The organism is Mycobacterium sp. D16R24, assembly GCF_002013385.1.
In the GTDB taxonomy this organism is placed as follows: Bacteria; Actinomycetota; Actinomycetes; order Mycobacteriales; family Mycobacteriaceae; genus Mycobacterium.
Map to the genome: position 1 here is coordinate 73,487 of NZ_MAEV01000016.1, position 24,548 is coordinate 98,034.

Sequence of the window (24,548 nt, forward strand, 5' to 3'; positions counted from 1 at the left end):
CTACAGCTGCACTCCCAGCAGGGCATCCACCGCATGACGCACATGGGTTCCGGCCTCGGTGTCATGCCCGCCGTACGCCAACGCGTCGGTCACCCAGTTATCTAGGGCCGCAAGAGCTTTTGGCGTATCCAGATCGTCGGCGAGATAGCGCCGTACCCGGGACACCACGTCGCGGGCACCCGGCGCGGTGGGCAGTGCCACCGCGTGGCGCCAGCGGGCCAAACGGCCCTGCGCATCGGAAAGCACGGCGTCACTCCAGGACCGATCGGCACGGTAGTGACCGGCCAACAGCCCGAGCCTGATCGCCGCGGGATCCACACCCTCGGCCGTCAACCCCGAAACCTTCACCAGGTTCCCGCGGCTCTTGGACATCTTGTGCCCGTCCCACCCGATCATCCCGGCGTGCACATAGTGCCGCGCGAAACGGCGTTGCGCTGTAACGGCTTCGGCGTGCGCGGCACTGTATTCGTGGTGCGGGAAGATCAGGTCGCTGCCACCACCCTGAATGTCGATACCGGCACCGAGCTCGCGCAGAACGATCGCCGAACACTCCACATGCCAACCCGGCCGGCCCGGGCCAAACGATGCCTCCCAGCTGGGCTCCCCCGGGCGTGCGGCACGCCACAGCAGGGCGTCGAGCTCATTGGCCTTGCCGGGACGGTCCGGATCGCCTCCGCGTTCGGCGAACAGCCGCGACATGGTCTCGATGTCGTACCCCGACTCATAGCCGAACTGCTCGGTGGCGTCGACGCGGAAGTACACGTCCGGATACTCGGGGTCATCCACCACATAGGCGGCGCCGGAGGCCAGCATCTTCTCGACGAGTTCGATGATGCAAGCGATCGACTCGGTGGCGCGCACGTACTCCCGCGGCGGTAGCACCCGCAGCGCCGTCATATCGCCCCGAAACAGATCGGTTTCCCGGTCCCCCAGCTCACGCCAATCGATGCCGTCCCGGTCGGCACGTTCGAAGAGCGGGTCGTCGATATCGGTGACGTTCTGCACGTAATGCACGTCCAGACCCGCGTCGAGCCACTGCCGATAGATCAGGTCGAACGTGAGATACGTTGCGGCGTGGCCCAGATGGGTGGCGTCATAGGGAGTGATGCCACACACGTACATCGTCGCGCTGGATCCCGGACCGGACGACGGCGTGACCGGCCGCACCTGACGATCGGCGGTGTCGTACAGCCGCAGCTGCGGACCACGACCGTCGAGTTCAGGAACCGGCGCCGACGCCCACGACTGCATGGCACCACTGTATGAGGTGCTCAGGCGAGCTCGGCCACCGCATCCAGGAGCAGCCGCGCCAGATCGGAGCGGCACATGATCAGGTCCGGCAGGTACGGGTGCGGTTGGTTGTACAGCAGCGGGGATCCATCGAGGCGCGAGGCGTGCAGCCCGGCCGCGAGCACCACTCCCGCAGGTGCGGCGGAATCCCACTCCCACTGGCCGCCGCCGTGCAGATACGCGTCGGCCTCGCCACGCACCACCGCCATGGCCTTGGCCCCGGCCGAACCCATCGGGATCAGTTCGATGTTGTGCCGTCCTGCCATTTCGGTCAGCAGCTTCGGAGGCCTGCTGGCACTCACGACAACCCGGATCGGATCCGATTCAGCGCGCGCCGAAGGAGTCACCCGGGTCTCGTCGGTGCGAAACACGGTGCCCAATCCGGGCAGCGCGACGGCGGCATCGGTGATCGACCCCCCGCTGTGTTGTCCCTCCGGGTCCGCCTGCCATAGCGCGACATGCACCGCCCAGTCGTCGCGGCCCTGGATCCCGAACTCGCGGGTGCCATCGAGCGGGTCGATGATCCACACCCGCTGCGCGCCGAGGCGGACCTTGTCGTCGACAGCCTCCTCCGAGAGCACCGCATCCGCGGGCCGTTCGGCAGCCAGTCGCGCCAGCAGCAGCGTGTTCGCACGCTTGTCACCGGCCGCGCCGAGCGCCTTGGGGTCGTCGAACCCGAGCTCGGCACGCACCTGCAACAACAGCTGTCCGGCTTCGTCGGCGAGTTCTGCGGCAAGAGCGGCATCGGAAAGAGTCATCCGGTCAGTATTACCCGATCAGGATTTGTCACACCCCGTCGGCATACTCGCCCCCATGACCGCCGCCATCCAGTACGGAATCGTCCTGACAACGGGAGACGCCGCCGACGTCGCGGAGCTGGCCGCGCTGGCCGAGGAGGCGGGCTGGGATGCCGTCTTCGGCTGGGAACCGGTGTGGGGCGTCGACGCGTGGGTGGCGTTGACAGCGGCGGCCATGCGCACCACCCGAATCAAGCTCGGAACCATGCTCACGCCGCTGTCGCGCCGCAAGCCGTGGGATCTGGCATCCACCACTGCGACGCTGGATCGACTCTCCGGCGGCCGGGTCAACTTGTCGGTGGGAATGGGTGCACTGCATGACAATTGGCTGGCCTTCGAACGCGACCAGGGCCGCAAGGCTCGCGCCGAACTACTTGACGAGGGACTCGACGTCCTGTTCGGGCTATGGGAAGGCCAGCCCTTCAGCTACGAGGGCACGCATTACAAGTGACGCCCACGACGCATATGGCGCCCGACCCACCGGCACAGAAGCCGCGCATCACCACCTGGTGCGTTGGTCTGAGTGGCTCGCGTAAGTCCCTGTCCCGCGCCGCCCGCTGCGAGGGGCTGCTGCCCAACATCACCGCAGCCGACGGACAGTTCGACGTCAATCCACCGCTACTGCGATGGCTTGAGGCCGCACGTGAAATTCATTCACTACGAAGCGAATTGGGCTACGCCGGCAGCTACGACGTGGTGTACGAGGCAACTACCGACTTCGGCGACCTCGCCGCCACACGTGAGAAGATCGCCACCCTGCACGAGGCCGGCTACACCTGGTACCTGGACTCGGATTGGCACACCGAGCACGACGATCCCCTCGGAGCACTACGCAGGCGGGTCGAAAAGGGGCCGCCCCGCTAGGCGTCAGTGTTTGACGTCAGGACACATGGTCTGGGGGGCGTACTCGACCACCGCCTTCGACGCCCACTTCGGAGACCACGGGAGCAATGTGGCGGCCGCAATGGCCTCGTCCTTCGTTCCGCCGTTACGCAGCACCCCACAGGCCATGTTCCCGGCGTGCACGTACATCGCGGCATTGCCCGCGTTATAGGGGTTCGCCCCGGGAATGTTGTCGTTGATGAGCTGCAAGAACTCTCCCTCGCCATCGGCATGTGCGGGTCCGGCAAGGCCGACTGCCCCAGCGACCGACGCGGCGAGAATTCCGGCAGCCCAAAACCGGCGGAAGTTTGTGATCATGATGTCCCCTCCGATGAGGAGACGATCTTATTGCGCGATAGCCACTGGTCGGAAGCTTTTTTCCGTAAGTTGACCAATCCCAGTTTTCACAATCACGGAGCGAACTCGCTCGTGCAGATAGCCATCGGCGGGTCGGGGAACGCGAAGGAATGAACCACCCCGGGCTTGCCCTTGCATTGCGTGGCCTCCTTCGTCCCCGGAATCACGAACAACACGACGAACGCCTTCGGCGCCTGGCAGGAATCCGCGGCCACGAACACGGTGCTGCCCATGACCACTGCCGTCTGATAGCACGAACCGACACGCAGTTGCGGGGCAATGCAATACGAGAAATCACCGGCCGTGAATCCGGTGTACGTCTGCCGGCATTTACCGCCCGGAACGACTTCGATCACGCGCCACGCCGCCTTGGGGTCCGTACACGCCACCGCCTTGTAGTCCGAGGGAGCGGCCAACGCGATGCAGTCGCCGACTGCGGCCACCTGCCCCGGGGCCTTGGGCGGACCCGTCGGCACCGGAGGCGGAACAGGCATCTGGGGCAGTGGCATTGGCGCACTAGGCGGCTGTGCGGTAGGCGTCAGATACGTCGGTGCGCCACTGACTGTGGGCAATTCGGGGTTCGCGTAGGACACCGTGGTGGTCGGCGAGCTGACCGATTGGCGCGGATCTGTGTCCCGGTTGAGGATCACCACCAACACCACCGCGAGCACTACGACGACCGCCGCGGTGATCGAAGCGATCAGAATCCACGGCTTGGACTGCTTCTGCGACCCGAAGGGATCCTGCCCCGGGAGCCCCGGATACATCGGGGGGACCGCGTAACCCTGTGGAATTCCGTCATACAGGCGGCCGATTGAATCGTCCGGGTAGTCCGATGGCGCATAACCGTACGGAGCCGTCGGCGGCGGCGCCTGCCAGTGCTCCTGAGTCGGCCCCTCGGATGCGCCCCAGTGCCCCGCTGGTCCTTGCTGATACGGGTCATGTGGTCCCGTCACGTCAGCACCCCCCCTTGCCCGTCCCTTCCCGGAACATAACGCTGTGCCGACCAGGCTAGACGATCGCCCATCAAAAGGCGGGCCACGGTATGGGTCTGTTGCGATCAGGCATCGGCATCACCGGCTCATCCAGCGTCGTCGCAGCACGTTGGCGTAAAGCCGCCACTTCCTCCGCCGTGATGTGGACCGACAGTGCGGCGCCCAGATCTCCCCGCAATGCCTCCCCGAGGCGCTCCACATCAGCAAGCAACTCTGGCTCCACGGGCTTGCCCGCCCATCCCCACAGCACGGTTCGCAGCTTGTCCTCGGCGTGCAGGCAGATCCCGTGATCGACGCCGTAAACGCCGTCGGCGCCCCGCAGGATGTGGCCGCCCTTGCGGTCGGCGTTGTTCACCAGGGTGTCGAACACCGCCATCCGGCGCAGCAGGGCGTCATCGGCGTGAACCAGCACGATTTCCGCGCCGTCGGCGTCGAGGGCGCGCAAGATCGGCAGGTAGTCCTGCGGCACGGCCTGCGGCAGACAGATATCGACCAGGTCGAGGGCGCCCTCGGCGAGCTCCGGCTCGTGGATCCATCGCTGCACCATGCCAACACCCGCCGGACCGTCTCGAAATACCGTATACGGCACCACATTCCAGCCCAGCTCCGCCGAAATCAGGTACGTTGCCACCTCACGCCCGGCCAAGGTGCCGTCCGGGAAATCCCAGAGCGGCCGCTCGCCTCGCACTGGTTTGTAGACACAATGCGGGCCACTTTCGACCTCGCAGAGAAACGTGGCATTGCTCGCGGATCGGATGCGCCCGATGACGGTGAGCTCACCGTCACGGATGGCGGCGTGATCCTCGGGGCTGCCACCGGGACCCGAGCCGTCAGGACTCGGCGTCATCATCTGCCGCCCCGGGCACCGTCCCGCGGCGATAGCCGTTGGTGCGGACGCAGATGTGTCCGGCCGGATCGAGCGGCTCCTCGCACAGCGGGCACGGAGGACGGCCCGCGGAAACGACCCGGGTGGAGCGTGTTGCGAACTGTCGTGCCGCCTCCAGAGACAGGAACACGCGAACGGCATCCGGGCCGTCCTCGGAGTCATCGAGCACCACCGAGGCGTCGAACTCCTGCTCGCTCACCGCGAGGAGTTCGACAACCACCGAGTTGGCCTCGGCGTCCCAGCCCAGCCCCATGGTTCCGACCCGGAACTCGGCGTCGACGGGCATCACCAGCGGGCTGAGATCCTCGACCACATCGGGCTCGGGCGGGATCTCGGTTCCGAACCGGCGGTGGACCTCCGACAGCAAGGTGCCGATGCGCTCGGCCAGCACAGACACCTGTTGCTTCTCCAGCATCACGCTGACGATCCGGCTCTCGTGGACGGCTTGCAGGTAGAACGTACGGTTCCCCGGCTCCCCGACCGTTCCGGCGACGAAACGGTCCGGGCTGCGGAATACGTGAATCGATCGGGGCATGGTGTCTCCAAAACTACCGGTCGATGAACCCCCTCGCGCGAAGGGTTCTAATCGGTCGTGCCGCCCACAGGGGCATCGGAAGCCGCCCCGGCGGGCTTCTCGGGCGGCCGGGCGCTCAGCGCGCTGGATAAGTCGGGGCCGGTGTGATTCATGTGCATGACAAAGGGACGCAGCTCGGTGTAGCGCACCACGCTCATCGAGGCCGGATCGGCGACGATGCGCTGGAACGCATCCAGGTGCGTGCCGAGCGCGTCGGCAAGTACCGACTTGATGACATCTCCGTGAGTGCATGCCACCCAGACGCAGTCACCGCCATGCTCCTCGGATAGCCGCCGGTCGTGCTCACGGATCGCCGCGACCGCCCGCGCCTGGACCTGCGCAAGCCCCTCACCACCCGGGAACTGTGCGGCACTGGGCTGCTGCTGAACGACCTTCCACAAGGGTTCGGTGAGCAACTCGGCAATCGCGCGGCCGGTCCACTGCCCGTAGTCGACCTCGGCGAGCCGGTCCTCTACGACAGGCGTCAGGTTCAACTCCGCCGCCAACGGCGCCACGGTCTGCTCGCACCGCAGCAGCGGGGACGTGACGATCGCCCGAACCGTCACCGCACCCAGACGATCAACGATCCCGCGCGCCTGGACTTGTCCCTTCTCATCGAGCTCGACACCTGGGCTGCGGCCGGCGAGGGTGTGCGCGACATTCGAGGTGGACCGCCCGTGACGTAACAGGATGACCGTCATGACGCGCTCACCACCCCGGCAGCCAGCAGACCCATCACCGTCAGCCCCAGAACCACGCGGTATCCGACGAACCAGTACATGCTGTGGTTGCTGATGAAGCGAAGCAGCCAGGCGACTGCCGCGTAACCGATGACGAAGGCGATCAGGGTGGCCACCAGCAGCTGCGGACCCGTCGCACTCATACCCTCAGTCACCGGGTGGAACGCATCGGGCAGGGAGAACAGCCCGGAGGCCAGCACCGCCGGTATTGCCAGAAGAAATCCGAATCGGGCGGACGCGGGCCGGTCCAGTCCGAGGAACAGCCCGGCGCTGATGGTGGCGCCAGACCGGGACACACCGGGGATCAGGGCCAAAGCCTGTGCGCTGCCGACGATCACAGCGTCCTTCATAGTGAGCTGTTCGGTGTGACGCACCTGCCGTCCGTAGTACTCAGCGGCGGCGATGACCAGCGCGAAGACGATGAGCGAGGCCGAGATGAGCCACAAATTTCTTGCACCCGAACGGATTTGATCCTTGAATGCCAGGCCCAACAACCCGATGGGCATGGTGCCGACAATGACGTACCAGCCCATCCAGTAGTCAAAAGTTCTGTGCGCCTTCACGAACAGTCCCCCGAACCACGCACGAAGGATGCGCCAGATGTCTTTGGCGAAATAGAGCAGAACCGCCGCCTCGGTGCCCAACTGGGAGACCGCGGTAAAGGACGCGCCCGCATCCTCATCGAAAAACACCCGCGACACGATGGCCAGATGGCCCGAGGAGGAAATCGGCAGGAATTCGGTAAGTCCCTGGACCACCGCCAGCACGATCACTTGCAACCAGGACATTGCCGCTACTGCCGAATCCACGACAGCGACCGTACTGGACGCGGCGGCGGATCGCCCTAGCCGGCCAGCAGCCGGGCGAGGCGACTGATGCTCACCGGCTGCGCGTCGGCGACCAGATCACGCACCGCGGCGACGATGCTGCGTTCATCGGTGACATCGATGTCAGTGATGGGCCGGGTTCCCACGGCCACCACATCGCTGCCATCGGGAACCAGCTCGGTGAGGAAGGCCCGGTAGATCTCGACACGCAGCAACGAATCCTCGATGCGGAAAGCGAAGCTACGACCATCGCCTACCTCACCAAATCCATTCGCGTGCACGCCCGTCACGAGGACCTCGACGGTGAAGACCGGACTGTCGGCAAGCGTCATGGCTCTCACGATAGCCCCCAGCTACCGACTGCTAGCACCGAACGCGCCGAGAAAGTCATCTCCTGCTCGGCAATCCCAGGTCGATTGCGATGATGGACGCGATGAATCCTTTACCGGGCCGCGATGTGCGCGGTATTAGAGGCACTATCACCGCACTAGCAGCCGTCATCGCGGTGGTCTCGGGCGCCGTATCGGGCTGCTCAACGGGCAGCGATGACGGCAGTCCCGCCGCCCCTGCCGTCATCACGCCGGCTTCCGCAGCACAGTCACCCCCGGTCACGACGGCACCAGCGGGAACGGTGCACCGGTTCGCCGGCCGGTCCAGCGCAGTGTTGTTCGACACCTCGAGCAACACAGTGTCAGTTCTGACCAACGACGGCCGAACAGTGACGTTGTTCACGCGCGACAATCTCGACACGCCACGTCACACCGTGACGCTCTCCTCGCCGGCGACCGCCGCCATCGGCGACGGCCACGGCAGGGTGTACCTGTCCACTACGGGCGGCTACTTCACGGTCGACATCGCCTCGGGGCGCGCGAACAAGGTCGATATCTCGGGCCACGAAAACACCGAGTTTTCGGCCATCGCCCGTCGCCCAGACGGCCGTGTCGTGCTGGGAAACACCGACGGCACCGTCTTCACCCTCGACGCCCAGAACCAGATAACCGCCCACGCAAACGGTTTCGCTCATATCGATTCCATTGCGTACCAAGGCAACACCGTCGCCGTTCTGGATCGCGCGCAGAGTTCGGTGACCACCCTGACCGAGGCCGGCGATGGCACCGCGCATGCCCTTCGAGCCGGCGAGGGGGCGACCACGATGCTCGCCGACGATAAGGGACGCCTGCTGGTAGCCGACACCCGCGGCGGCGCCCTGCTGGTGTTCGGATTGGCCGACTCGCTCATCCTGCGCCAGCGCTACCCGGTGCCCGCCGCCCCGTACGGACTGGCGTACTCGACCAAGCTCACCTGGGTGTCGCAGACGGCGTCCAACACGGTTATTGGCTACGATTTGTCTACCGGCATCCCCGAGGAAAGGGCCCGATTCGCGACTGTGCGGCAACCTAATTCACTGGTCAGCGACGGATCCACCCTGTTCGTGGCATCCGGCGCGGGCGACGGAATACAGGCAATCGACATCAGGAGCATCGGGTGAGCCGCGCCGCACGCAGTAGCTTTCCGTCGGGCTGGGAAAGCGAACCCGATGACGAGTACGACTACTACCCACTGCGGCTTCCTCCGGAAATCACTAGGATCACCGCATCGATCCGGCTCTCGATTCAGGCCGAGTTCGGCGGCTGGGAGCTGACCCGGGTCCGGGTCTATACCGACGGAAGCCGTCGAGTCCTGTTGCGCCGCAAGAAAGTCCGCGGAAACCTGGTTGGCGGGCCGTTTACCGTCCCGGTGATCTGATGCTGTACGCCATCCTGTTGCGGCTGTTTTTTGTGGTGCCACCCGAACGGGCACACACCCTGGTCTTCGCTTCCCTGCGCGCCGCGGCCGCCTTCGCGCCGACGCGCTGGCTGATGAATCGGCTGTGCGCCCCGACCGACCCCCTCCTGGCCAGCGAGGTGTTCGGGGTGCGCTTCCCCGCCCCGCTGGGTTTGGCCGCCGGATTCGACAAGGACGGCGAGGGCCTCAAGGTGTGGGGCCCGCTGGGGTTCGGCTACGCGGAGGTGGGCACGGTGACCGCCATCGCGCAGCCCGGCAACCCGAAGCCCCGACTGTTCCGGCTCTCGGCCGACCGCGGCCTGCTCAACCGGATGGGCTTCAACAACCACGGTGCGGCAGCCCTTGCGCCCCGGTTGGCGACACGAAAGTCCACGGTGCCCATCGGCGCCAACATCGGCAAGTCGAAGATCGTCGAGGCCGCGTTCGCGTCCTCCGACTACCGGGTGAGCGCACGCTTGGTGGGGCCGGCCGCCGACTTCCTGGTGGTGAATGTGAGCTCCCCCAACACCCCTGGGCTACGCGACCTTCAAGCCATCGGCGAGTTGCGCAAGATCCTCTCCGCAGTTCTCGAAGAGACCACCGCACCGGTGCTGGTGAAGATCGCCCCGGATCTCTCCGATGCCGATATTGACGAGATCGCAGATCTGGCAGCCGAACTGGGCCTCGCCGGGATCGTCGCCACCAACACCACCATCAGCCGCGCCGGTTTGAAGACGCCCGATGTCGAAGACCTGGGCGCCGGGGGCATCTCCGGTCCACCGGTGGCCGCCCGATCACTCGAGGTGCTGCGACGGCTATATCGACGAGTGGGAGACCGCCTGGTACTCATCAGCGTCGGCGGCATCGAGGATGCCGATGACGCCTGGGCACGGATCACCGCCGGGGCCTCACTACTGCAGGGCTATACCGGTTTCATCTACCGGGGCGGCTTCTACGCCAAGCGGATTCACGACGGTATCGCCCAACATCTGCGTGACGGCGGGTTCACCAGCCTGCAGGAGGCAATCGGCTCGGCCTCCTAGCCCGCCCCGCAAGGCGGCTAGTGCTGTTCGTAGGTGCCGTGGATGACGGCGCGGGCGATCGCATGCCCGAACAGGTTGAAGCCCAGGTACGCAGGGGTGGCACTCTCCGACAGCTCCAGCTTCGGCACGCTCACGGCGTGCACCGCGATGTAATACCGGTGCGGACCGTGACCGGCCGGCGGAGCCGCCCCGATGTACCGCTTGAGGCTCGCGTCATTGGCCAATGTGATCGCATCCCCCGGCAATCCGCTTCCGTTGCCCACGCCCGCGGGCAGCTGCGTCGTGGTGGCGGGCAGGTTCGCCACCGCCCAGTGCCAGAAGCCCGACCCGGTAGGAGCGTCGGGGTCGTACACCGTGACGGCGAAGCTCTGCGTTTCCTCGGGGAATCCGGACCAGCTCAGCTCGGGCGAAACGTCCTGTCCCCCAGCACCCAGGATTCCGCTCACCTGCTCGATGCCGAGCGGCTGTCCGTCGGTGACACTGGCAGATGTCAGGGTGAAGGTCGGCAGCTGCGGCAGGGAGTCGTAGGGAGAGGCCATGTGGGCGTCCTTTCAGTCGGGTGTGATCAGTGGTTGAGCAGGAAGTGCTGAAGAACCTTGGTACCGAACGTCAATGCGTCGACGGGCACGCGCTCGTCCACGCCATGGAACAGTGCGGCGAAGTCGAGCTCGGGCGGCAGCTTCAGGGGCGCGAAACCGAAGCACCGAATACCCAACCGGGCGAACGCCTTTGCATCGGTACCGCCGGAAAGCATGTACGGCACGGTGCGGGCCTCGGGATCGAATTCCAGCACCGCGGCGTTCATCGCATCGACAAGGTCCCCGTCGAACGTTGTCTCGTAGGCGGGGAGCAACTGCACCCATTCGCGTTCGACATCGGGGCCGATGATCTCGTCGACCTCACGCTCGAAGGCCTCCAGCCGCCCGGGCAGCACCCGGCAGTCGATCACGGCCTCGGCGGTGGCCGGTATGACATTGGCCTTGTACCCGGCCTTGAGCATCGTGGGGTTCGCGGTATCGCGCAGGGTCGCACCGACGATCTTGCCGATCGATCCCAACTTGGCGACGGTGCCCTCCAGATCCGGTGAGTCCGGGTCGAAGTCGTAGCCGGTCTCCTCGGCGACCGCGGCAAGGAACTGAGTCACCGCTTCGGTCAGCACCAAGGGGAACCGATGCCGGCCCAGTTTGGCCACGGCTTCGGCGACTGCCGTGACGGCGTTGTCCTCATGCACCATGGAGCCGTGGCCGGCCCGCGCCTTGGCGGTCAACTTCATCCATGCGATGCCCTTCTCCGCCGTCTCCAGCAGGTACAGACGCCGCTCTCCGCCTTCCTTGCGCGGCACGGTGAGCGAGAAACCGCCTACCTCGCCGATGGCCTCGATGACACCCTCGAACAGGTCGGGACGGTTGTCTACGAGCCACTGAGAGCCCCACTTGCCACCGTTCTCCTCGTCCGAGACAAATGCCCAGACCAGATCGCGCGGGGGGACCGTCCCGGATTGTTTGAACCACCGGGCGATCGCGACCATCATCCCGACCATGTCCTTCATGTCGACCGCGCCGCGGCCCCACACGTAGCCGTCGGTCACCGCTCCGGAGAAGGGGTGCACGCTCCAGTCGGCGGCCTCGGCGGGAACGACGTCGAGATGGCCGTGTACGAGCAGGGCGCCACGCCCCCTGTCGGCCCCGGCCAGGCGCGCGAAGAGGTTTCCGCGGCCGGGTGCGCCCGCCTCGACGTACTCACAGGTGTATCCGACCTCTTCCAGCTGCTGCTGGATCCAGCGGGCGCATTCAGCCTCGCCCTTGGTGGTCTCCAGCTCTCCGGTGTTTGAGGTGTCGAAACGGATCAGCGTGCTGACCAGTTCGACGACCTCATCCTCGGGCGCCGGATTCTCAGAAGTCACAACTACCTTTCCTACCATCGTCGGAGGCTGCACACCGGGCGCGGGCAACCGGTTTGGGCCTTGTGCAGGGTTTCCGCTAGCCTATGACGGCAACCACGGGCCATAGTGCCCGCACTCGTCCGAGTGGCGGAATGGCAGACGCGCTAGCTTGAGGTGCTAGTGCCCTATTAACGGGCGTGGGGGTTCAAGTCCCCCCTCGGACACAAAGCAGTGAACTAGACGTTCTCCAAAAATCAGCTCTGAACTCAATTTATAGCTGATTTTTGTGCTTTGCCAACGGCTGCGCGCGGCGCAAAGACTTAACATTCAGGGATCTTAATTCTCGCTCGTCCATGAACGTTGACCCCGGTGTATCGGGACACTCGCAGCAATGGCGACACCTCGAGTCAACCTACCTAATTGCTTGGCAGCCAATGATTTTCGCTAACATCACCCGCCTATGCGCGGACGTACGTGCCAACCGCGCCTTGCCAACCCCGACACTGGCAACGCCTCGTCAGCACAAGGACGTTCCCGCGCTGCGCCGCGTTCTGACCGGCGTCGACCGCCATTCGATCGAAATGCGCGAGGTCACACCTATGGGCGGAATTCTTACTGACGAAGAACGCCAGCAAGCGCTCCGAAACGCCGTGTAGTGCGTCGCGACCCACTGGAACACGCAATCCGAACCGTCGAACAATCTGCCGAAGCACTGCGGAAACCGGGCAATGCGTGGTGAATCTCTGAACGTGGAAACAGCTCTCTGCGGAATCCAGATCAACCGCATACTCGTTTGTGCGCCCTCGTGATCGTCTCGCCCCGAGGTCTCGGATACCGGTAGTAAGTTGACTCACGCACGGCGTTCAGCCACCTGGTCGTCTACACGGTACCGCCAGTCGGTCGGGGGCATAGGGATTGGAGTCAAGCGCGGAAGCGATGCAAGAACAAGCGGCGCAAAGGCGCTCATCGTCAACGGCGGGTTGATCCACTTGGCCTCAGGCAAGACGGCGGTCCAGCCAGTTTCGAAGACGGTCTAGAAGGCGATCTCGCCGATATGGTCGGCGATATAAGCCTTTTCGCCGGTTGTGAGTCAGTTGCCGCTGTGCGGACCATTTTGCGCGAACAGATCCAGCGTGAAGTTGATGCGATGGCGGCTCTGGTGCAAGACGCCGACGCGTACGACGTCATTGAGCTGATGCGGCTGCGTGAACTTGGTGTGGTTCCCCAACCTGCACCCGGTGGCAGCGCACTTGCCATCGAGATCGTGGCCGCCGTGCTGCTTTCTCGGGGATCTCGGAAGCCGAGCGCACTGCCGCGCGAAGGGACTAGACCCCACGTGGCAGTTAACGAGTTGCATCAGCGCGCATTGCGCTTGATGCGGCTCGCGCAGGCGCGCCAACTCACCGAGGCGGCCTTGAACGGCGATCCTCTATCCATGCTTGCCGCCGAGTATCAAGGCACGGTCATGGGCATCCGCAACTTGCAGTACAGCAGCGTTCGGGATGCGCACGAAGCTCAGCTCCTCGACAACGAGCGAGCGGCGAGCCTCATGCAGAAACACTTGGGATACACCTACCCGCAGGTCGTCGCAGTTCGTGAAGCCATCAGGGAGGTGTCATCGCAGCGGATGACTGAGCTCCGGGATGGAACCGCGGAGATCATGTTGCGCAACCAGGGCGTTCCGCCAGACCAGATACCAGCGGCCGAAGCGGAGGAAGTGATGTCGCAGATGGTTGCTCTGATGTTCCTGCCAGGAGATCGGGCCACGATTTCCGCGAACGATGTTGCGCCCTTGGCAGGTGTCGGCGATGAGACGGCGCTTGCTGTGTTGACCTCGTTCTCTCAGTTCTTCGACTCAGCGATATCTGCGACTGACCGTGTCTACGACATGCTGGTCGGGACGAATCCGTTCCTGAGCACGCCGCTCGTTTCCGACGGCGCCGGCCACTTTGTATCGACGTCAAATGAGGTGGGAAGCGACTCGTTGCGGAGGATCTTCGAGAAGGCGCTCACTTCGAACGGCAAGGACTTCACCTCGTACGACCAGAAAATTCGCGTTGCAATGAGCGAGCAGATCGCGCTTGACGGGCTTGCGGCGATCCTTGACGCCCCGCCGTCGCACGCTGCATTCAAGTACTTTGCACCCGAAAACGAAGAAGAAATCGGCCAGCTTGGATCCGGGTGTGCGGACCCCGCCGCGGTCGGCAAGCAAGTCGAAGGCGATGGCCTTTTCATCATCGATGACGTTGTGTTCGTCGTGGAGACGAAAGGCAAGTCGATGGCCGAACAGTCGCGACGAGGAGACGTCACACGGCTTTCGCGCGATCTCGCCGCGACCATCGGCGACGCCTGTGAACAGGCTAAAACGGATCGAACGTCTCGTCGAAACCAACCGGGGCATCTGGCTCGCAGACAAGAGCTGGCTGGATTTGTCGCAAATCCGGGAGGTTCGTTGCGTGGCGGCGCTCCTAGACGATGTCGGCCCACTGGGTACCGCGATCGGTCGACTTCAGCAGGCCGGAATTGTGAGCGAGAACAAACCACCGTGGATCACCTCGCTGCACGACCTCACTACCATCGCCGCCGTTTGTGATCGACCAGCAGAGTTCTTGCACTACCTCAGAGTTCGAACGGACAGCCCGGTCACCACTCACTTCTGGGCACTTGACGAGCTCGACCTGTACATGTTTTTCCTCCAAGGAGATCTCTGGGTCGACGTTGATGACGAAGGTGCCGTCAACATGGTCGACGACCACTGCCTCGAGCTCAATGCTTGGATGGATCGGCACGAACATGAAGGGACCGAATTACCCAAGAAGCCGTCGTTCAACGCTGTCCCAGCGATGCTGGAGCTCGTTGACGAGATTGCCTCATTGCGCCAACCTGGCTGGCTGCGATGCGGCGCCGACCTCTTGTCCTTGTCGGGTGAGGTGCAACAACAGGTCCTAGATATCGTCGGTGAACTTGGCCGCCGGACCGGGGACGACGGCGACGAACACCACGGGGCCTTCTCATTTGACAGCCAGTGGGGGCGTCCGGCCTTTTTCTTCTCGATCAGTCCAATCGGCGTGAACATGAACGAAATTGAGACGCAACTATTCGCATACATGCAAGTCAAGGCCACGCAGATCGCGGCCGAGCGCTCCTACGGACTCATGTTTGACACCCACCAAAAGTTGAAACGGGTTCTCTACTTGTAGGCACTGTTTTCCTAGCCCGGCTCTCGAAATACCCACTGCTTAGCTTCCGCCGCAACACAGCTGTTCCCCAACTAACACGACAATTTCACCGGGGAGTCTGCACACGGGTTACGCAGACGAGTGCGCGCTTGTCGGGGGCATGCGGTAGGAGACCACATATGGATGTCGAAGACGCGGCGCCAGAGGCCCGCAGTACCCAATTCGAGTCAGCATGGTCAGCATTCGACGACGCGACACGTGCAGCAGAACGCATGGCGATCACGTGGAACGATCTGGTCACTCCAGATCTGTTCAGAACCAACGTTCACGTCGATGACGATGGAAATGGACGTGTCGACGTCCTAATTGATGAATACGAGGGTCACCAGCTCGATGACTTGGAGCTGCATGCCCGCGCGTTCATCGATGCGCTGATGGCGAGCGCACGCGAAGCACTGCGTGCCACTGAGAAGATTGTCTCGGGCCCATTGGGCTCACCCCAGGTCGAGCACCTCCCGCTTTTCGGTGCAGAATCTGAATTTCTTGCGTTCGTCGAGTCCGGGGCATTGTCAGGGCTGCGACCTGATCAGATCCAATTGATCGAACAGTTCCAGCCCTACTACTGGGCTGATGCCATAAAGCCAACTCATCAACAATTCGGCGCAGTCGTGATGCGCCTGTTCGGCCTCGCGACGCCCATACAACGGGAAGCCAGCCCCCTAGTGGCCTTCTGTGTGCAGTCCGCGCTCCCTGCCTTGGAAGTAGATCCACCAGCGGTAGTCACTCAGTTGCAGACCTACCCCGATGGGATGCTCGTCGGTTGGCATCTGGTCGCCACGTTCCATGTGCCTCCGGGTACCTCGCCGCAGTTCACCCCCAATATCGCCATTGATCCCATCCTCAATACAGAGCCCTGGCCGGACAGTCCCGACGACAACATGAGCGTCCAATGCCGCCAACTCCTACGGGCGATTGAGGAGCTCATCGTGGCCTTCGAGCGTTCATTGGGACTCCGGGCTCCGCTCAACGATGGTCACTTTCGGCTTATCCCAGCCGAAGACGATCCCCTGTGGGCGCGAGTAGACACCAACGATAACCCTGACGTCGAGGCAGGCCTTGCTGGATCTGACATTGGTCTCGCAACCTATCGTTCAGGGGATGACCTCATCATGCTGATTCAGCGACCCGACGGTGTCTATGGACGAATCGTCCCAATGGCCGGCGGTCTCGATCCGGCCGCAAATCGTGGTGCGGCGGCCGAGGATGCGAGTCGTAACTCAGCGGCCCAATGGGGTCTTCCTGATTTCGTCTTTGACCCTGAAACGGTCCAACGTGGCAGTGCCACAAGAGAAGTCGGCGACGGCACCGTCATCTGCGGTGATCGCGGGCTGGCCGTTCAAGTGAAGGCCAGGACCAACGCGACCACAACTGACGATCGGGAGCGTGCATGGGTCGCCAAAAAGGCCAAGGAAGGAGCACGGCAGGCAAGCGGATCCGTCAGGACGGTTCAGCGCCGACCCGTTGCTCACACAAACGCGCGCGGACGGTCAATCACCGTCGACGGTAATGCGCTTCAGTGGGTCGGCGTGGTGATCATCGACCACGACACGCCCCCAGACAGCGTGTCCGCCTATTCAGAAAAGGTGTCGATCCCATACGTTGCCATCCTGAGGAGAGAATGGGATTTTCTGTTCGATCAGCTGCGTTCGACAACCGCCGTCGTGGACTACCTGCATCGCATCGCCGGGCATCTCGTAGCGCCTGGCAAGCACGCCACTCATTACTACGGGTTAGCACTCGCCGACGAACGGACACCACCGGACTTTGAACAATCTGGCATCCCGGCCGCCCTCAACAACCCCGAGCTTCGCACCTCACGACCGACACTGCCACTTGAACCGGCAAGCGCAGCAGACGAATACGGGGCGCGAATGTATCGCCAGATCCTCGAAGACATTGCGGAAAGCCGACGGGACGGCGACGAGGCAGACCGCTTATTCGTACTGCACCTGCTCGACAAGCTCTACGTAGCCGAGCGCGCCGTTGTTGGGCGACTGCTGTTAACCAACATGAGCAAAGCACCCCGAGTGGACATCGGCACCACCCGTTGGGATTTCCGACGCTATCTAATCGGCGAGACCGATCTCCATCTGGCATACGCAGTGTGCAACCACTTCACCGACCGGCATAGGTACGCGTTCAAACAGTGGGGCATGCTGCGCCACCACGAATGGATCACGCACCTAGACCCCGACCGACGAAGCGACGCGACGACGGTGACAGTGATGCTGACTCCGCGATATGACAAGGTTCGCCCCTGGGACACAACCTTATTCGCACACTTCGGCGAGAGACCGCTTGACGACGACGAGCTCGAATCGATGCGCAGGCTATGGAACAACCCCCAGAATTTCGCTAATGAGGCAGAAATCGAGTCGAGCCGTCGGCCAAGTGATCAATAAGAGAGGGTGACGATCGTGGATCTATTGGCCCCGCTGGGTCGCAATGAAGTGTGCTGGTGTGGATCCGGCGCGAAATACAAGCGCTGCCATGGCGATCACCACCCCAGCTCGCAGCCAGGCGCACCGCTGCCACCGGACCGAGAGGGCAGCGTTTTCTTGAGCCCCACCGCGAACATGGCCACCGATGCGATCACCATCCCCGAAGGTGGGGCACCCTTCAGGATCGCCGAGACTGAACTGGCCGCCAGAGCGGTCGAATACACCAACTGGGACGCGCACCTCATTGAAGTTGCCACATCTGCTGGGCAAGTGTTGTCCCCATCCGATCTGGGACGACTTCGGGTCGAAGTCCTGAGCCGACTGGCATCACTCAGTATCGATGATTCGGAACCAAGCGACGAGATCAAGCACGGAATTCTTCTTCTGGCAGCGCAATCGATCCGGACGGTAAGCGCTCTCGCTCAGACAACTCCGAAACCGTCGATGCTCTGGAATCAAGAGCTCGATCCTGCAAAGTTCTTAGGCCGCACCCTGCTACTGGCAGACCACGTGGTTATGCCCGACCGGGTCTTCAAGGCGCTTTTGGGGGGTCCACAAAACAGATACCTGCGAAGAGCAGCAGAAAACGAGCTGCAGCTTAGCAAACTCCTCAGTGCAGGGCTAGTAATCCCCGTGCCGATCGGACCAGCGATGGCCCTAAGCGGTGCCGCATCTATCAAGATCACCAACGACGATTTAGCAGATGCCGCTCTCGTCTCCTGGGTTCGGGAACAACTGATCCTCGAAGGCCCGACTGCAAGGGAAGCTCTATTCGTGCGAGCCAAAGACGATCTGTCCAAACGCGCCGACAAATTTTGGCTCTACAGCCGCATAGACCCTGACTCCCTGAGCGCGGATGACGGGCGATTCACAACCCGCATGCTCCAACCCTATGACCCCGGACACGACTACAACCCTTGGATCAGACAGGTATCAGACTCCGCAATCAGCTTCTACGTGCAACGCACAGCCAAGCGGCTCGTCACAGCCGACGTCTACGGCTCCGACTATGTATCTGCGTCAATGTTCGAGGCACGGCTCCTCAGCCGACGAGGGCGCAGTGCCGGCAACATAGCCGCTCAGGCCGCCATGTGGGCCGACGTGCCCCAGCTCCCAAGCCTCTCGGCCCCCGACCTCGTCAAAGTAATTCAAAACGAGGAAGCCGTTGACGACCTTCGGCGACTTGTAGGAGCGTCGCTGGTGACAGCGCGCACCCCTGGCGAACAAGCTGATGCATTAACGGCGTTGGCTCATCAGCTGGACGCAACCTCCCACCGCTTGGAGAGATCGTCGATATCGGACCGCTGGTGGCAGATGGCGGCGCCCGGAGGTCTTGGGCTGGGCGGCCTCGTAATTGGTTCCTTCTCTGGCGGATTACCCGCGGCACTAGGAGCGACGCTAGGGGTGCTCGCCGGCGTCGCGCCGTATCTTGGCGCTCGTGCTAACGCTCGACGCGAGGCAGCGCATCTATTTTTGACGGGGCGCCGCAAAGCGCGGTGAGACAACCGCACCACAATCACAAAGTCGCGTCGACAACTCAGTTGGAAAGTCTCGACCCGTGTCGCAAGTGGCCAGCTCCCCCCTCGGACACAAAGCAGTGAATTGAATCGTCGCAGCTAGACGGCAGGTTTAGGCGCTTAATGCCTATCCCCTACGCGCCCGGTATGTAAAAGCTTGCGGTGCTAGGCTTCCTGGCAAACCAAGTGGCGGTCGTCACTAATCGGACGGGAGGCCGATATGTCAGGTGTTCTGCGGATACCACCGGAACAGATGCACCAGTCAGCAGCCAAGCTGAGCCAGATTGCCCAAACCTTGAAAGAGCAGCACGATCAGGCCCATGGCGCTGTCTCTGATCTGCTGGCAGGCTTCGGGGAGAGCGCTTCCCGTTCAGCCCTCGCAGCGCGATTGGAGCAGTGGGAGGAGGAAACGGCCTCTCACCATAGGCGTCTAACTGTGCACGCGGATAACTATCGTTGGATAGCCAACGAGTTCGTAGAGGCTGACAATCTCGACGCCAAGGCCACCGGCAGGATCGTGGGCAACCAGTGATCACGCTGGAGCAGATGCTCAACGCTCCGCAGCTGTACCAAGAAGTCGCACATGCCGCCCGCACCCGTGCCACTGGCACAGCGAACGCCGCCGAAGAGGCCGATTCGATACGCAAACTGTCCGAGTGGGAAGGCGCGAGCGGAGAAGCGGCCGACGACGCCAACAGACGCACGGTGTCCACTTTCGAGCATTCCACGGTGAGCGACAAGGAATTCGCCGCGCGAGCTGAGAGCGCTTCACAGAGCGCCACGAAAAACGCCCAGGACATTCGGGCGATGCTGGAGAAGGCCGACGCTTACCCGGCTGTTCATGTCGATCTGCACACCAATGAGGTCAAGCCCGCCGACATGAGTCAGATGGGCAAGGACGCCATCGATCGGGCATTCAAGAAGTACAACGAGATCAAGCAAGAAGTCGAGCGAATCGTTGCAGCCGGTAATGCCACCGATCTGGAATTCGCACGCGCGCTCGTTGCCGGTACCGGTGGCTCGGAAGACTCCGTGGCCTCTCTGGCACACGACAACGGCACTGCCACACGGAAAGTATTTGATCCACCGCCCGCGGGCAGGCTAGACGGAACGGGCTATTGGCAGATAGACAAGACGAAGCCGATGGCCTCCCCTGATGCACCTCCTCCACCTCCAGGGAACTACACACAAGAAATACCCCAGTCGAAATACACCGAGGGCGTGAAATCAGCTCCGCTGGTGGTTGGCAAGAACTGGGCCGAAGGCGCGGAAGAGCCCTACGCACAGATGCGCGATCAGTTCCAATTCCGAGTGTCCGGCACCGAGTTCACCGGGCAGACCAAAATGGTTCAGGTGGACGGTAAGTGGTACCAAGCCGAGTGGCAGAACTACACCTACGACATGAAACGTACGTCCATGATTACGGGTGGAAACGACATGGGAGGGCTGGGAAGCATGCCGGTGTACCGGAATTGGGAACCGGTCTCATACGGCCAGATAATGGGCTACTCCGCTGCCCACCCAGACGGCCCGCTGTTTCTGCCCGACACCAGCGGTAACCAGATCAAGCTAGTCAATGCCGCGCCCGTCGATATCAAACTGGAACATGGCAAGTTCACCAATGTTCCCATCCCACAGCACGGTATCCCGGAGATGCGAAGTGGGCGGTAAACGCATCTGGATACCAGCGATAGTCGTCGTCGCCCTGCTGGTCATCGGTGGAGGTATCTGGTGGAATCAGGCCCGCGACACCGCGCCGGCCAAACCGGATTGTCAAATCGCCCATGAGTTAGTCGATTTCAAAGCCACGTCGGTAAAAGAACTGGATGCCCTGCTGGCCTCCGGCGCCGACCAGGAACGTCTGAACAAGTACCAGGCATCGGTTGACCGCGAACAGCAATACGTATACCAGATTCAGGATCCGTCGATCCAGGACAAAGCCCAGGCGGTCGTGGACGCCGACCGGGAGTCGTACCGCAAGCAGGCCGATATGTACGCCAATCCCGCTACGTCAGGACCCGAAGAACGCGAAGCGATCGCCGCGTACCAGCAGATCGCCGAGAAGTTCAAGAAGGCCAAAGACGAACTGCTGAAAACCTGCCCAACCGCATCAACGGACCGGAAGCTGTAGCTACTGGCGGTTGTCCTCATTGACGGGATTGCCATCCTCATCAATAGGCCACGGGGGACGCGGAACTGCACGCTCCGCCTGTAGCCGGGCATTCAACGAATCAGGATCACCCGTGGCGAGCCCTCCTAGAGCGGCACCCCACGCGTTGCGCCCCTTGTATATCGCGTACATCGCCCCACCGAGGATGAGAAGCACGACCAGCGTCAGTAGTGCAGACATGGTCCCAAGGTATATGAGAACTCCCCGATCGCTTGGACGCAGTTTGGACACAAGTCCCCCCTCGGACATACACGACTGAGACGAGCGAAGCTGCTTTCTAGCCGCCGCGCGACGTGAGATTGATCAACGGCAGATAAACGGTATCGAACAGCTCCGCGAGCTTGTCGTCGTCAAACTGCTTGCGGGCGAAAAACAACTCATGGCGCATGAGCGCGAGAATGCTTGTCGCAACAGGCAATGGGATGTCTTCCGCGCCGATCTCACCGCGCTCGCGAGCCTCCGCCAATGCCTGCAGCACCGTTTGGTCGACCCATCCGGCGATTGCCGTGGTCATTTCTTCGGCCAACTCGTCGTCGGCCTCCGCCAATAGGCAGCGATAGTTCCCAATCCCGATGCGCTGCAGCTCCCGGAGCAAGGCCCCCAACAGTGCCAATACGTCTTCACGCAGGGAGCTGGCCGACGCGAGCCGGGCAGGCGGGTATCGCAGCGTCGGCAGCGCGTCGGCAACCATGTGCGCGCGTGATCGGTAACGGCGGTACAGCACCGGCTTGCTGGTCTTGGCACGACGGGCCACACCCTCAAAAGTGACCCCGGAGTATCCGTGCTCCTTCAGCTCCGCGTACGTTGCGTCGCGGATTGCCGACATCAGCGTTTCGTCGCGGCGCCGTGTGCCGCCGTCGGCCTGCGCCGCTTCCGCGCTTTCCTTCACGCCTCCAGTAGACACGCTTCGTATCTTACGTGGTGATACGATCGATACGTACAAGATACGACCCGTTTCTTATGGCAGTGCTCTTGCCACCAGGACGCCCAAGGAAAGGTCGTTCTGCCGACGGCGGCCGATTTGAGCCCCGCGCAACGGGAAGCATTCGAGCTGTTCCCCGCCAATCTGACCCGGGGCCTGGTGATGACGAGGAACAGCGCCAAGCCCTATCTCACGCTGGGTCTCTCCTTTAGGGACGGCGGGTTGTCCCCCGAGACCAGAGAATTGGTCATCCTGCGGGTCGGTGCGGTCACGCGCGCGAAGTACGAGATACACCACCATGCTCCGGAGGCACAGCGCGTCGGAGTGCCGGCCGAGGTGATCGACGCGGTGGTGTCCGGAGCGGACTCCTTCGGCGATGAGCGCCTCGCCGCGCTCATCGGTTTCGTCGACGAACTCCTTGCCGGGATCACGGGCCCGCCCACGGTTACCGACGCTGTCCAGAAGTTCTACCCAGACAACGAAATCGCCGAAATCGTACTGCTCACTGGGTATTACGTGATGACAGCACTCTTCCTCAAGACCCTGGGCATCACCGCCGATGGCGAGGGCGCGACGCAGGACATCCTCACCACCGCTACGAACACATTGCGTTCAGAAGAGGGGCAGAACTGACATGACACAGGATTCTGCGTTCCACAAGGGACTCGTCCAACTCGGCGGTGGCGCACACGTTTCCCTCTCCGGCGACGAGGGCTTCGGGCTGGCCAACGCGGGTCTGGTGGTCAGCGATGGCGAATCACTGGTCGTGGACACCCTTTACGATGTGCGGCACGCAAAGGAGATGCGTGATGCGTTCGGTCAGCACACGGCCACCGCCCCGGTGCGATATGTCTTCAACACGCACACCGACGGCGACCACTTCTTCGGTAATCAGGTATTCGCCAACGATGTCGAGATCATCGCCACGGACGCCGCGAGTGCGCTCATGGTGTAGGAGCACGCCGATCTGACCGCCGAGCTCCTGGGCGGCAGCGCCGACCCGTCATCACCCATGCACGTGTTGGCCCCACTCGCCAAGCCCTTCCACTTCGATGAAGTACGCGTCCGGCCCGCGGACACCACGTTCTCGGGCGAGAGGGCGCTGCGAGTGGGCAAGCTCGACGTCGAGTTGCATGAGCTCGGTCCGGCCCACACCGTCGGAGACGCGATCGCCTTCCTCCCCGAACACAAGGTGCTTTTCTCCGTTGACTTGCTGACCCACGCGATCGTGAAGGTCGTCTGGTCGGGTTCGATCCCCAATTTGATCGCCGCGTTGCAGCGTATCCGCACCTTTGGCGCCAAAACCGTTGTGCCCGGCCATGGTCCAGTGCTGGTCGGCGCCGAGATCAACGCCGCCATCGATCGCGGCATCGCGTTCTGGTCGGACTTACACGAGCAAGCGAGCCGTCTCTACGACCAGGGCACCCCCGTCGAAGACGCGACAGCCCGCATTGATGTCACGAAATATCCTGAAGCGACGGTCACTTTGCCGATCATCATCGCGGCGATCTACCACGAACGCGACCCCGAAATCCCCTTCCAAAACCTCACCCAGGCACTGGAATCCATCTCGGGTCAGCTCGTCAAGGCCGCAGCCGGTCCGAGGTAGAAGTCTGGTTAGCCTGCCGCGTTGATACGCAACGGTGGACATTGACCTTCAGCATCCGCGGTGAGCTCGTAGTGCCACTTCTCGTTGGCGAAGACCTGACACAGACCGAATTGGGTGCTGTGCGCCAGCATCCAGCCGTAGGCCGAGTCAGGACCTATGTCGACGGCCTTGCCCGACACATGATGCGATTCATCCGGAGTGGCCACCCACTGCCGGGCCACCGCAAGGCTGCCGTATGTCTGTACCGCATCATCGAGCAGCTGCTGCTGAAATGCCCTCGAACGCCAGCCGGACGTGATCACGAGTGCCACACCGTCGACCGCCGCGCTATTGGCGGCGTCCTGGACCGCGCGGAGCAGCGGAGGGTCCAGCCTGATCACCGCTAGAGAAGTGGTGTCGAATGGGCTGACCGGAGCAGACAACGCACCCCCGTCAGGCTCCTCGCCGAGCGTGCTGGGCGTCGGCGGCGGGGGGACAGTCGCCTGGGCCGTCACCAGGACAATGCCGGCCACCGCATCGGGGTGGCCGCTTCCGGCCGGGTCCGTGGCGTGACATCCCGACAGGCTAAGCGTCGCAACGACAGCCACGCTCACGACTGCGCTACGCGACATCT

The 24,548-nt window shown here is 63.0% G+C and carries 25 protein-coding genes, 1 tRNA gene and 2 pseudogenes; 14 read left to right on the forward strand and 14 right to left on the reverse strand.

Going from position 1 to position 24,548, the window contains the following annotated elements:
* Both mshC and B4383_RS14845 read right to left on the reverse strand, forming a co-directional pair.
* Window positions 1-1,251, reverse strand: a complete 1,251-nt coding sequence (mshC, locus tag B4383_RS14840) for a cysteine--1-D-myo-inosityl 2-amino-2-deoxy-alpha-D-glucopyranoside ligase (protein WP_078291968.1) — start codon at window positions 1,249-1,251, stop codon at window positions 1-3.
* Between the two features lie 20 nt (window positions 1,252-1,271).
* Window positions 1,272-2,048, reverse strand: a complete 777-nt coding sequence (locus B4383_RS14845; protein WP_078291966.1) for a 3'(2'),5'-bisphosphate nucleotidase CysQ — start codon at window positions 2,046-2,048, stop codon at window positions 1,272-1,274.
* Window positions 2,049-2,103: 55 nt separating this feature from the next.
* Here B4383_RS14845 and B4383_RS14850 point away from each other — a divergent pair.
* Window positions 2,104-2,951, forward strand: a pseudogene (locus B4383_RS14850) (LLM class flavin-dependent oxidoreductase).
* 3 nt (window positions 2,952-2,954) lie between these two features.
* On the opposite strand, the gene B4383_RS14855 reads toward B4383_RS14850, so the two are convergent.
* The 7 genes from B4383_RS14855 to B4383_RS14885 all read right to left on the reverse strand — a co-directional run bounded on the left by B4383_RS14855 (window position 2,955) and on the right by B4383_RS14885 (window position 7,680).
* On the reverse strand, window positions 2,955-3,287 hold the full coding sequence (locus B4383_RS14855; RefSeq protein WP_078291964.1) for a DUF732 domain-containing protein: 333 nt from the start codon (window positions 3,285-3,287) through the stop codon (window positions 2,955-2,957).
* A gap of 92 nt (window positions 3,288-3,379) precedes the next feature.
* Window positions 3,380-4,282 carry a hypothetical protein gene (locus B4383_RS14860; protein ID WP_078291962.1) on the reverse strand — a complete coding sequence of 301 codons (903 nt, stop codon included), beginning with the start codon at window positions 4,280-4,282 and terminating at the stop codon, window positions 3,380-3,382.
* A 70-nt stretch (window positions 4,283-4,352) separates the two neighbouring features.
* The gene (locus tag B4383_RS14865; RefSeq protein ID WP_078291960.1) at window positions 4,353-5,168 is read right to left on the reverse strand and encodes an SCO1664 family protein; all 816 of its coding nucleotides are present in this window, start codon (window positions 5,166-5,168) and stop codon (window positions 4,353-4,355) included.
* Window positions 5,152-5,742, reverse strand: coding sequence for a DUF3090 domain-containing protein (locus tag B4383_RS14870; protein WP_078291958.1), 591 nt, complete (start codon window positions 5,740-5,742; stop codon window positions 5,152-5,154). Before B4383_RS14870 ends, B4383_RS14865 begins: the two co-directional genes overlap by 17 nt.
* Window positions 5,743-5,789: 47 nt before the next feature.
* Entirely contained in the window at window positions 5,790-6,482 is a 693-nt protein-coding gene (locus B4383_RS14875; protein WP_078291956.1) for a histidine phosphatase family protein, read from the reverse strand.
* Window positions 6,479-7,309: an undecaprenyl-diphosphate phosphatase gene (locus B4383_RS14880; protein ID WP_078291953.1), complete on the reverse strand. Its 831-nt coding sequence runs from the start codon at window positions 7,307-7,309 to the stop codon at window positions 6,479-6,481. Before B4383_RS14880 ends, B4383_RS14875 begins: the two co-directional genes overlap by 4 nt.
* Window positions 7,310-7,365: 56 nt before the next feature.
* The gene (locus B4383_RS14885) at window positions 7,366-7,680 is read right to left on the reverse strand and encodes a hypothetical protein (protein WP_078291951.1); all 315 of its coding nucleotides are present in this window, start codon (window positions 7,678-7,680) and stop codon (window positions 7,366-7,368) included.
* A gap of 89 nt (window positions 7,681-7,769) precedes the next feature.
* On the opposite strand from B4383_RS14885, the gene B4383_RS14890 reads away from it, so the two are divergent.
* Genes B4383_RS14890 through B4383_RS14900 form a run of 3 tightly spaced genes read left to right on the forward strand, consistent with a single transcriptional unit; the run spans window position 7,770 to window position 10,155 of the window.
* The gene (locus B4383_RS14890) at window positions 7,770-8,837 is read left to right on the forward strand and encodes a hypothetical protein (RefSeq protein WP_078291949.1); all 1,068 of its coding nucleotides are present in this window, start codon (window positions 7,770-7,772) and stop codon (window positions 8,835-8,837) included.
* A complete protein-coding gene (locus B4383_RS14895) occupies window positions 8,834-9,094 on the forward strand; it encodes a DUF5703 family protein (protein WP_078291947.1) in 261 nt (86 codons plus the stop codon). Before B4383_RS14890 ends, B4383_RS14895 begins: the two co-directional genes overlap by 4 nt.
* Window positions 9,094-10,155: a quinone-dependent dihydroorotate dehydrogenase gene (locus B4383_RS14900; protein ID WP_078291945.1), complete on the forward strand. Its 1,062-nt coding sequence runs from the start codon at window positions 9,094-9,096 to the stop codon at window positions 10,153-10,155. The genes B4383_RS14895 and B4383_RS14900 overlap by 1 nt, the downstream gene beginning before the upstream one ends.
* A 17-nt stretch (window positions 10,156-10,172) precedes the next feature.
* Here B4383_RS14900 and B4383_RS14905 read toward each other — a convergent pair whose 3' ends face one another.
* Both B4383_RS14905 and B4383_RS14910 read right to left on the reverse strand, forming a co-directional pair.
* A complete protein-coding gene (locus B4383_RS14905) occupies window positions 10,173-10,694 on the reverse strand; it encodes a YbhB/YbcL family Raf kinase inhibitor-like protein (protein ID WP_078291943.1) in 522 nt (173 codons plus the stop codon).
* 26 nt (window positions 10,695-10,720) lie between these two features.
* Window positions 10,721-12,076 (reverse strand): M20/M25/M40 family metallo-hydrolase, encoded by a 1,356-nt coding sequence (locus B4383_RS14910; protein ID WP_078291940.1) that lies wholly within the window; start codon window positions 12,074-12,076, stop codon window positions 10,721-10,723.
* 99 nt (window positions 12,077-12,175) lie between these two features.
* Here B4383_RS14910 and B4383_RS14915 point away from each other — a divergent pair.
* The 8 genes from B4383_RS14915 (at window position 12,176) to B4383_RS14955 (ending at window position 21,365) form a co-directional block, all read left to right on the forward strand.
* Window positions 12,176-12,261 (forward strand) — tRNA-Leu (locus B4383_RS14915).
* Window positions 12,262-13,091: 830 nt separating this feature from the next.
* A complete protein-coding gene (locus B4383_RS14925; protein ID WP_078321078.1) occupies window positions 13,092-14,630 on the forward strand; it encodes a hypothetical protein in 1,539 nt (512 codons plus the stop codon).
* Window positions 14,563-15,237, forward strand: a complete 675-nt coding sequence (locus B4383_RS14930; protein WP_139360795.1) for a hypothetical protein — start codon at window positions 14,563-14,565, stop codon at window positions 15,235-15,237. The genes B4383_RS14925 and B4383_RS14930 overlap by 68 nt, the downstream gene beginning before the upstream one ends.
* Before the next feature lie 158 nt (window positions 15,238-15,395).
* Window positions 15,396-17,678 carry a hypothetical protein gene (locus tag B4383_RS14935; RefSeq protein WP_078291603.1) on the forward strand — a complete coding sequence of 761 codons (2,283 nt, stop codon included), beginning with the start codon at window positions 15,396-15,398 and terminating at the stop codon, window positions 17,676-17,678.
* Between the two features lie 6 nt (window positions 17,679-17,684).
* Window positions 17,685-19,217 carry an SEC-C domain-containing protein gene (locus tag B4383_RS14940; protein ID WP_078291601.1) on the forward strand — a complete coding sequence of 511 codons (1,533 nt, stop codon included), beginning with the start codon at window positions 17,685-17,687 and terminating at the stop codon, window positions 19,215-19,217.
* 237 nt (window positions 19,218-19,454) lie between these two features.
* Window positions 19,455-19,766 carry a WXG100 family type VII secretion target gene (locus tag B4383_RS14945; RefSeq protein WP_078291599.1) on the forward strand — a complete coding sequence of 104 codons (312 nt, stop codon included), beginning with the start codon at window positions 19,455-19,457 and terminating at the stop codon, window positions 19,764-19,766.
* Window positions 19,763-20,905 carry a hypothetical protein gene (locus B4383_RS14950; protein ID WP_078291596.1) on the forward strand — a complete coding sequence of 381 codons (1,143 nt, stop codon included), beginning with the start codon at window positions 19,763-19,765 and terminating at the stop codon, window positions 20,903-20,905. Before B4383_RS14945 ends, B4383_RS14950 begins: the two co-directional genes overlap by 4 nt.
* The gene (locus B4383_RS14955) at window positions 20,895-21,365 is read left to right on the forward strand and encodes a hypothetical protein (protein WP_078291594.1); all 471 of its coding nucleotides are present in this window, start codon (window positions 20,895-20,897) and stop codon (window positions 21,363-21,365) included. The genes B4383_RS14950 and B4383_RS14955 overlap by 11 nt, the downstream gene beginning before the upstream one ends.
* Here B4383_RS14955 and B4383_RS14960 read toward each other — a convergent pair whose 3' ends face one another.
* Both B4383_RS14960 and B4383_RS14965 read right to left on the reverse strand, forming a co-directional pair.
* Complete coding sequence (locus B4383_RS14960; RefSeq protein WP_078291592.1) at window positions 21,366-21,584, reverse strand: hypothetical protein; 219 nt, start codon at window positions 21,582-21,584, stop codon at window positions 21,366-21,368.
* Between the two features lie 97 nt (window positions 21,585-21,681).
* Entirely contained in the window at window positions 21,682-22,230 is a 549-nt protein-coding gene (locus B4383_RS14965; RefSeq protein ID WP_078291652.1) for a TetR/AcrR family transcriptional regulator, read from the reverse strand.
* A 195-nt stretch (window positions 22,231-22,425) separates the two neighbouring features.
* On the opposite strand from B4383_RS14965, the gene B4383_RS14970 reads away from it, so the two are divergent.
* Both B4383_RS14970 and B4383_RS14975 read left to right on the forward strand, forming a co-directional pair.
* On the forward strand, window positions 22,426-22,959 hold the full coding sequence (locus B4383_RS14970; protein WP_286150633.1) for a carboxymuconolactone decarboxylase family protein: 534 nt from the start codon (window positions 22,426-22,428) through the stop codon (window positions 22,957-22,959).
* Between the two features lies 1 nt (window position 22,960).
* Window positions 22,961-23,935, forward strand: a pseudogene (locus B4383_RS14975) (MBL fold metallo-hydrolase).
* 8 nt (window positions 23,936-23,943) lie between these two features.
* On the opposite strand, the gene B4383_RS14980 reads toward B4383_RS14975, so the two are convergent.
* A complete protein-coding gene (locus B4383_RS14980) occupies window positions 23,944-24,546 on the reverse strand; it encodes a M15 family metallopeptidase (RefSeq protein ID WP_078291588.1) in 603 nt (200 codons plus the stop codon).
* Between the last annotated feature and the right edge of the window lie 2 nt (window positions 24,547-24,548).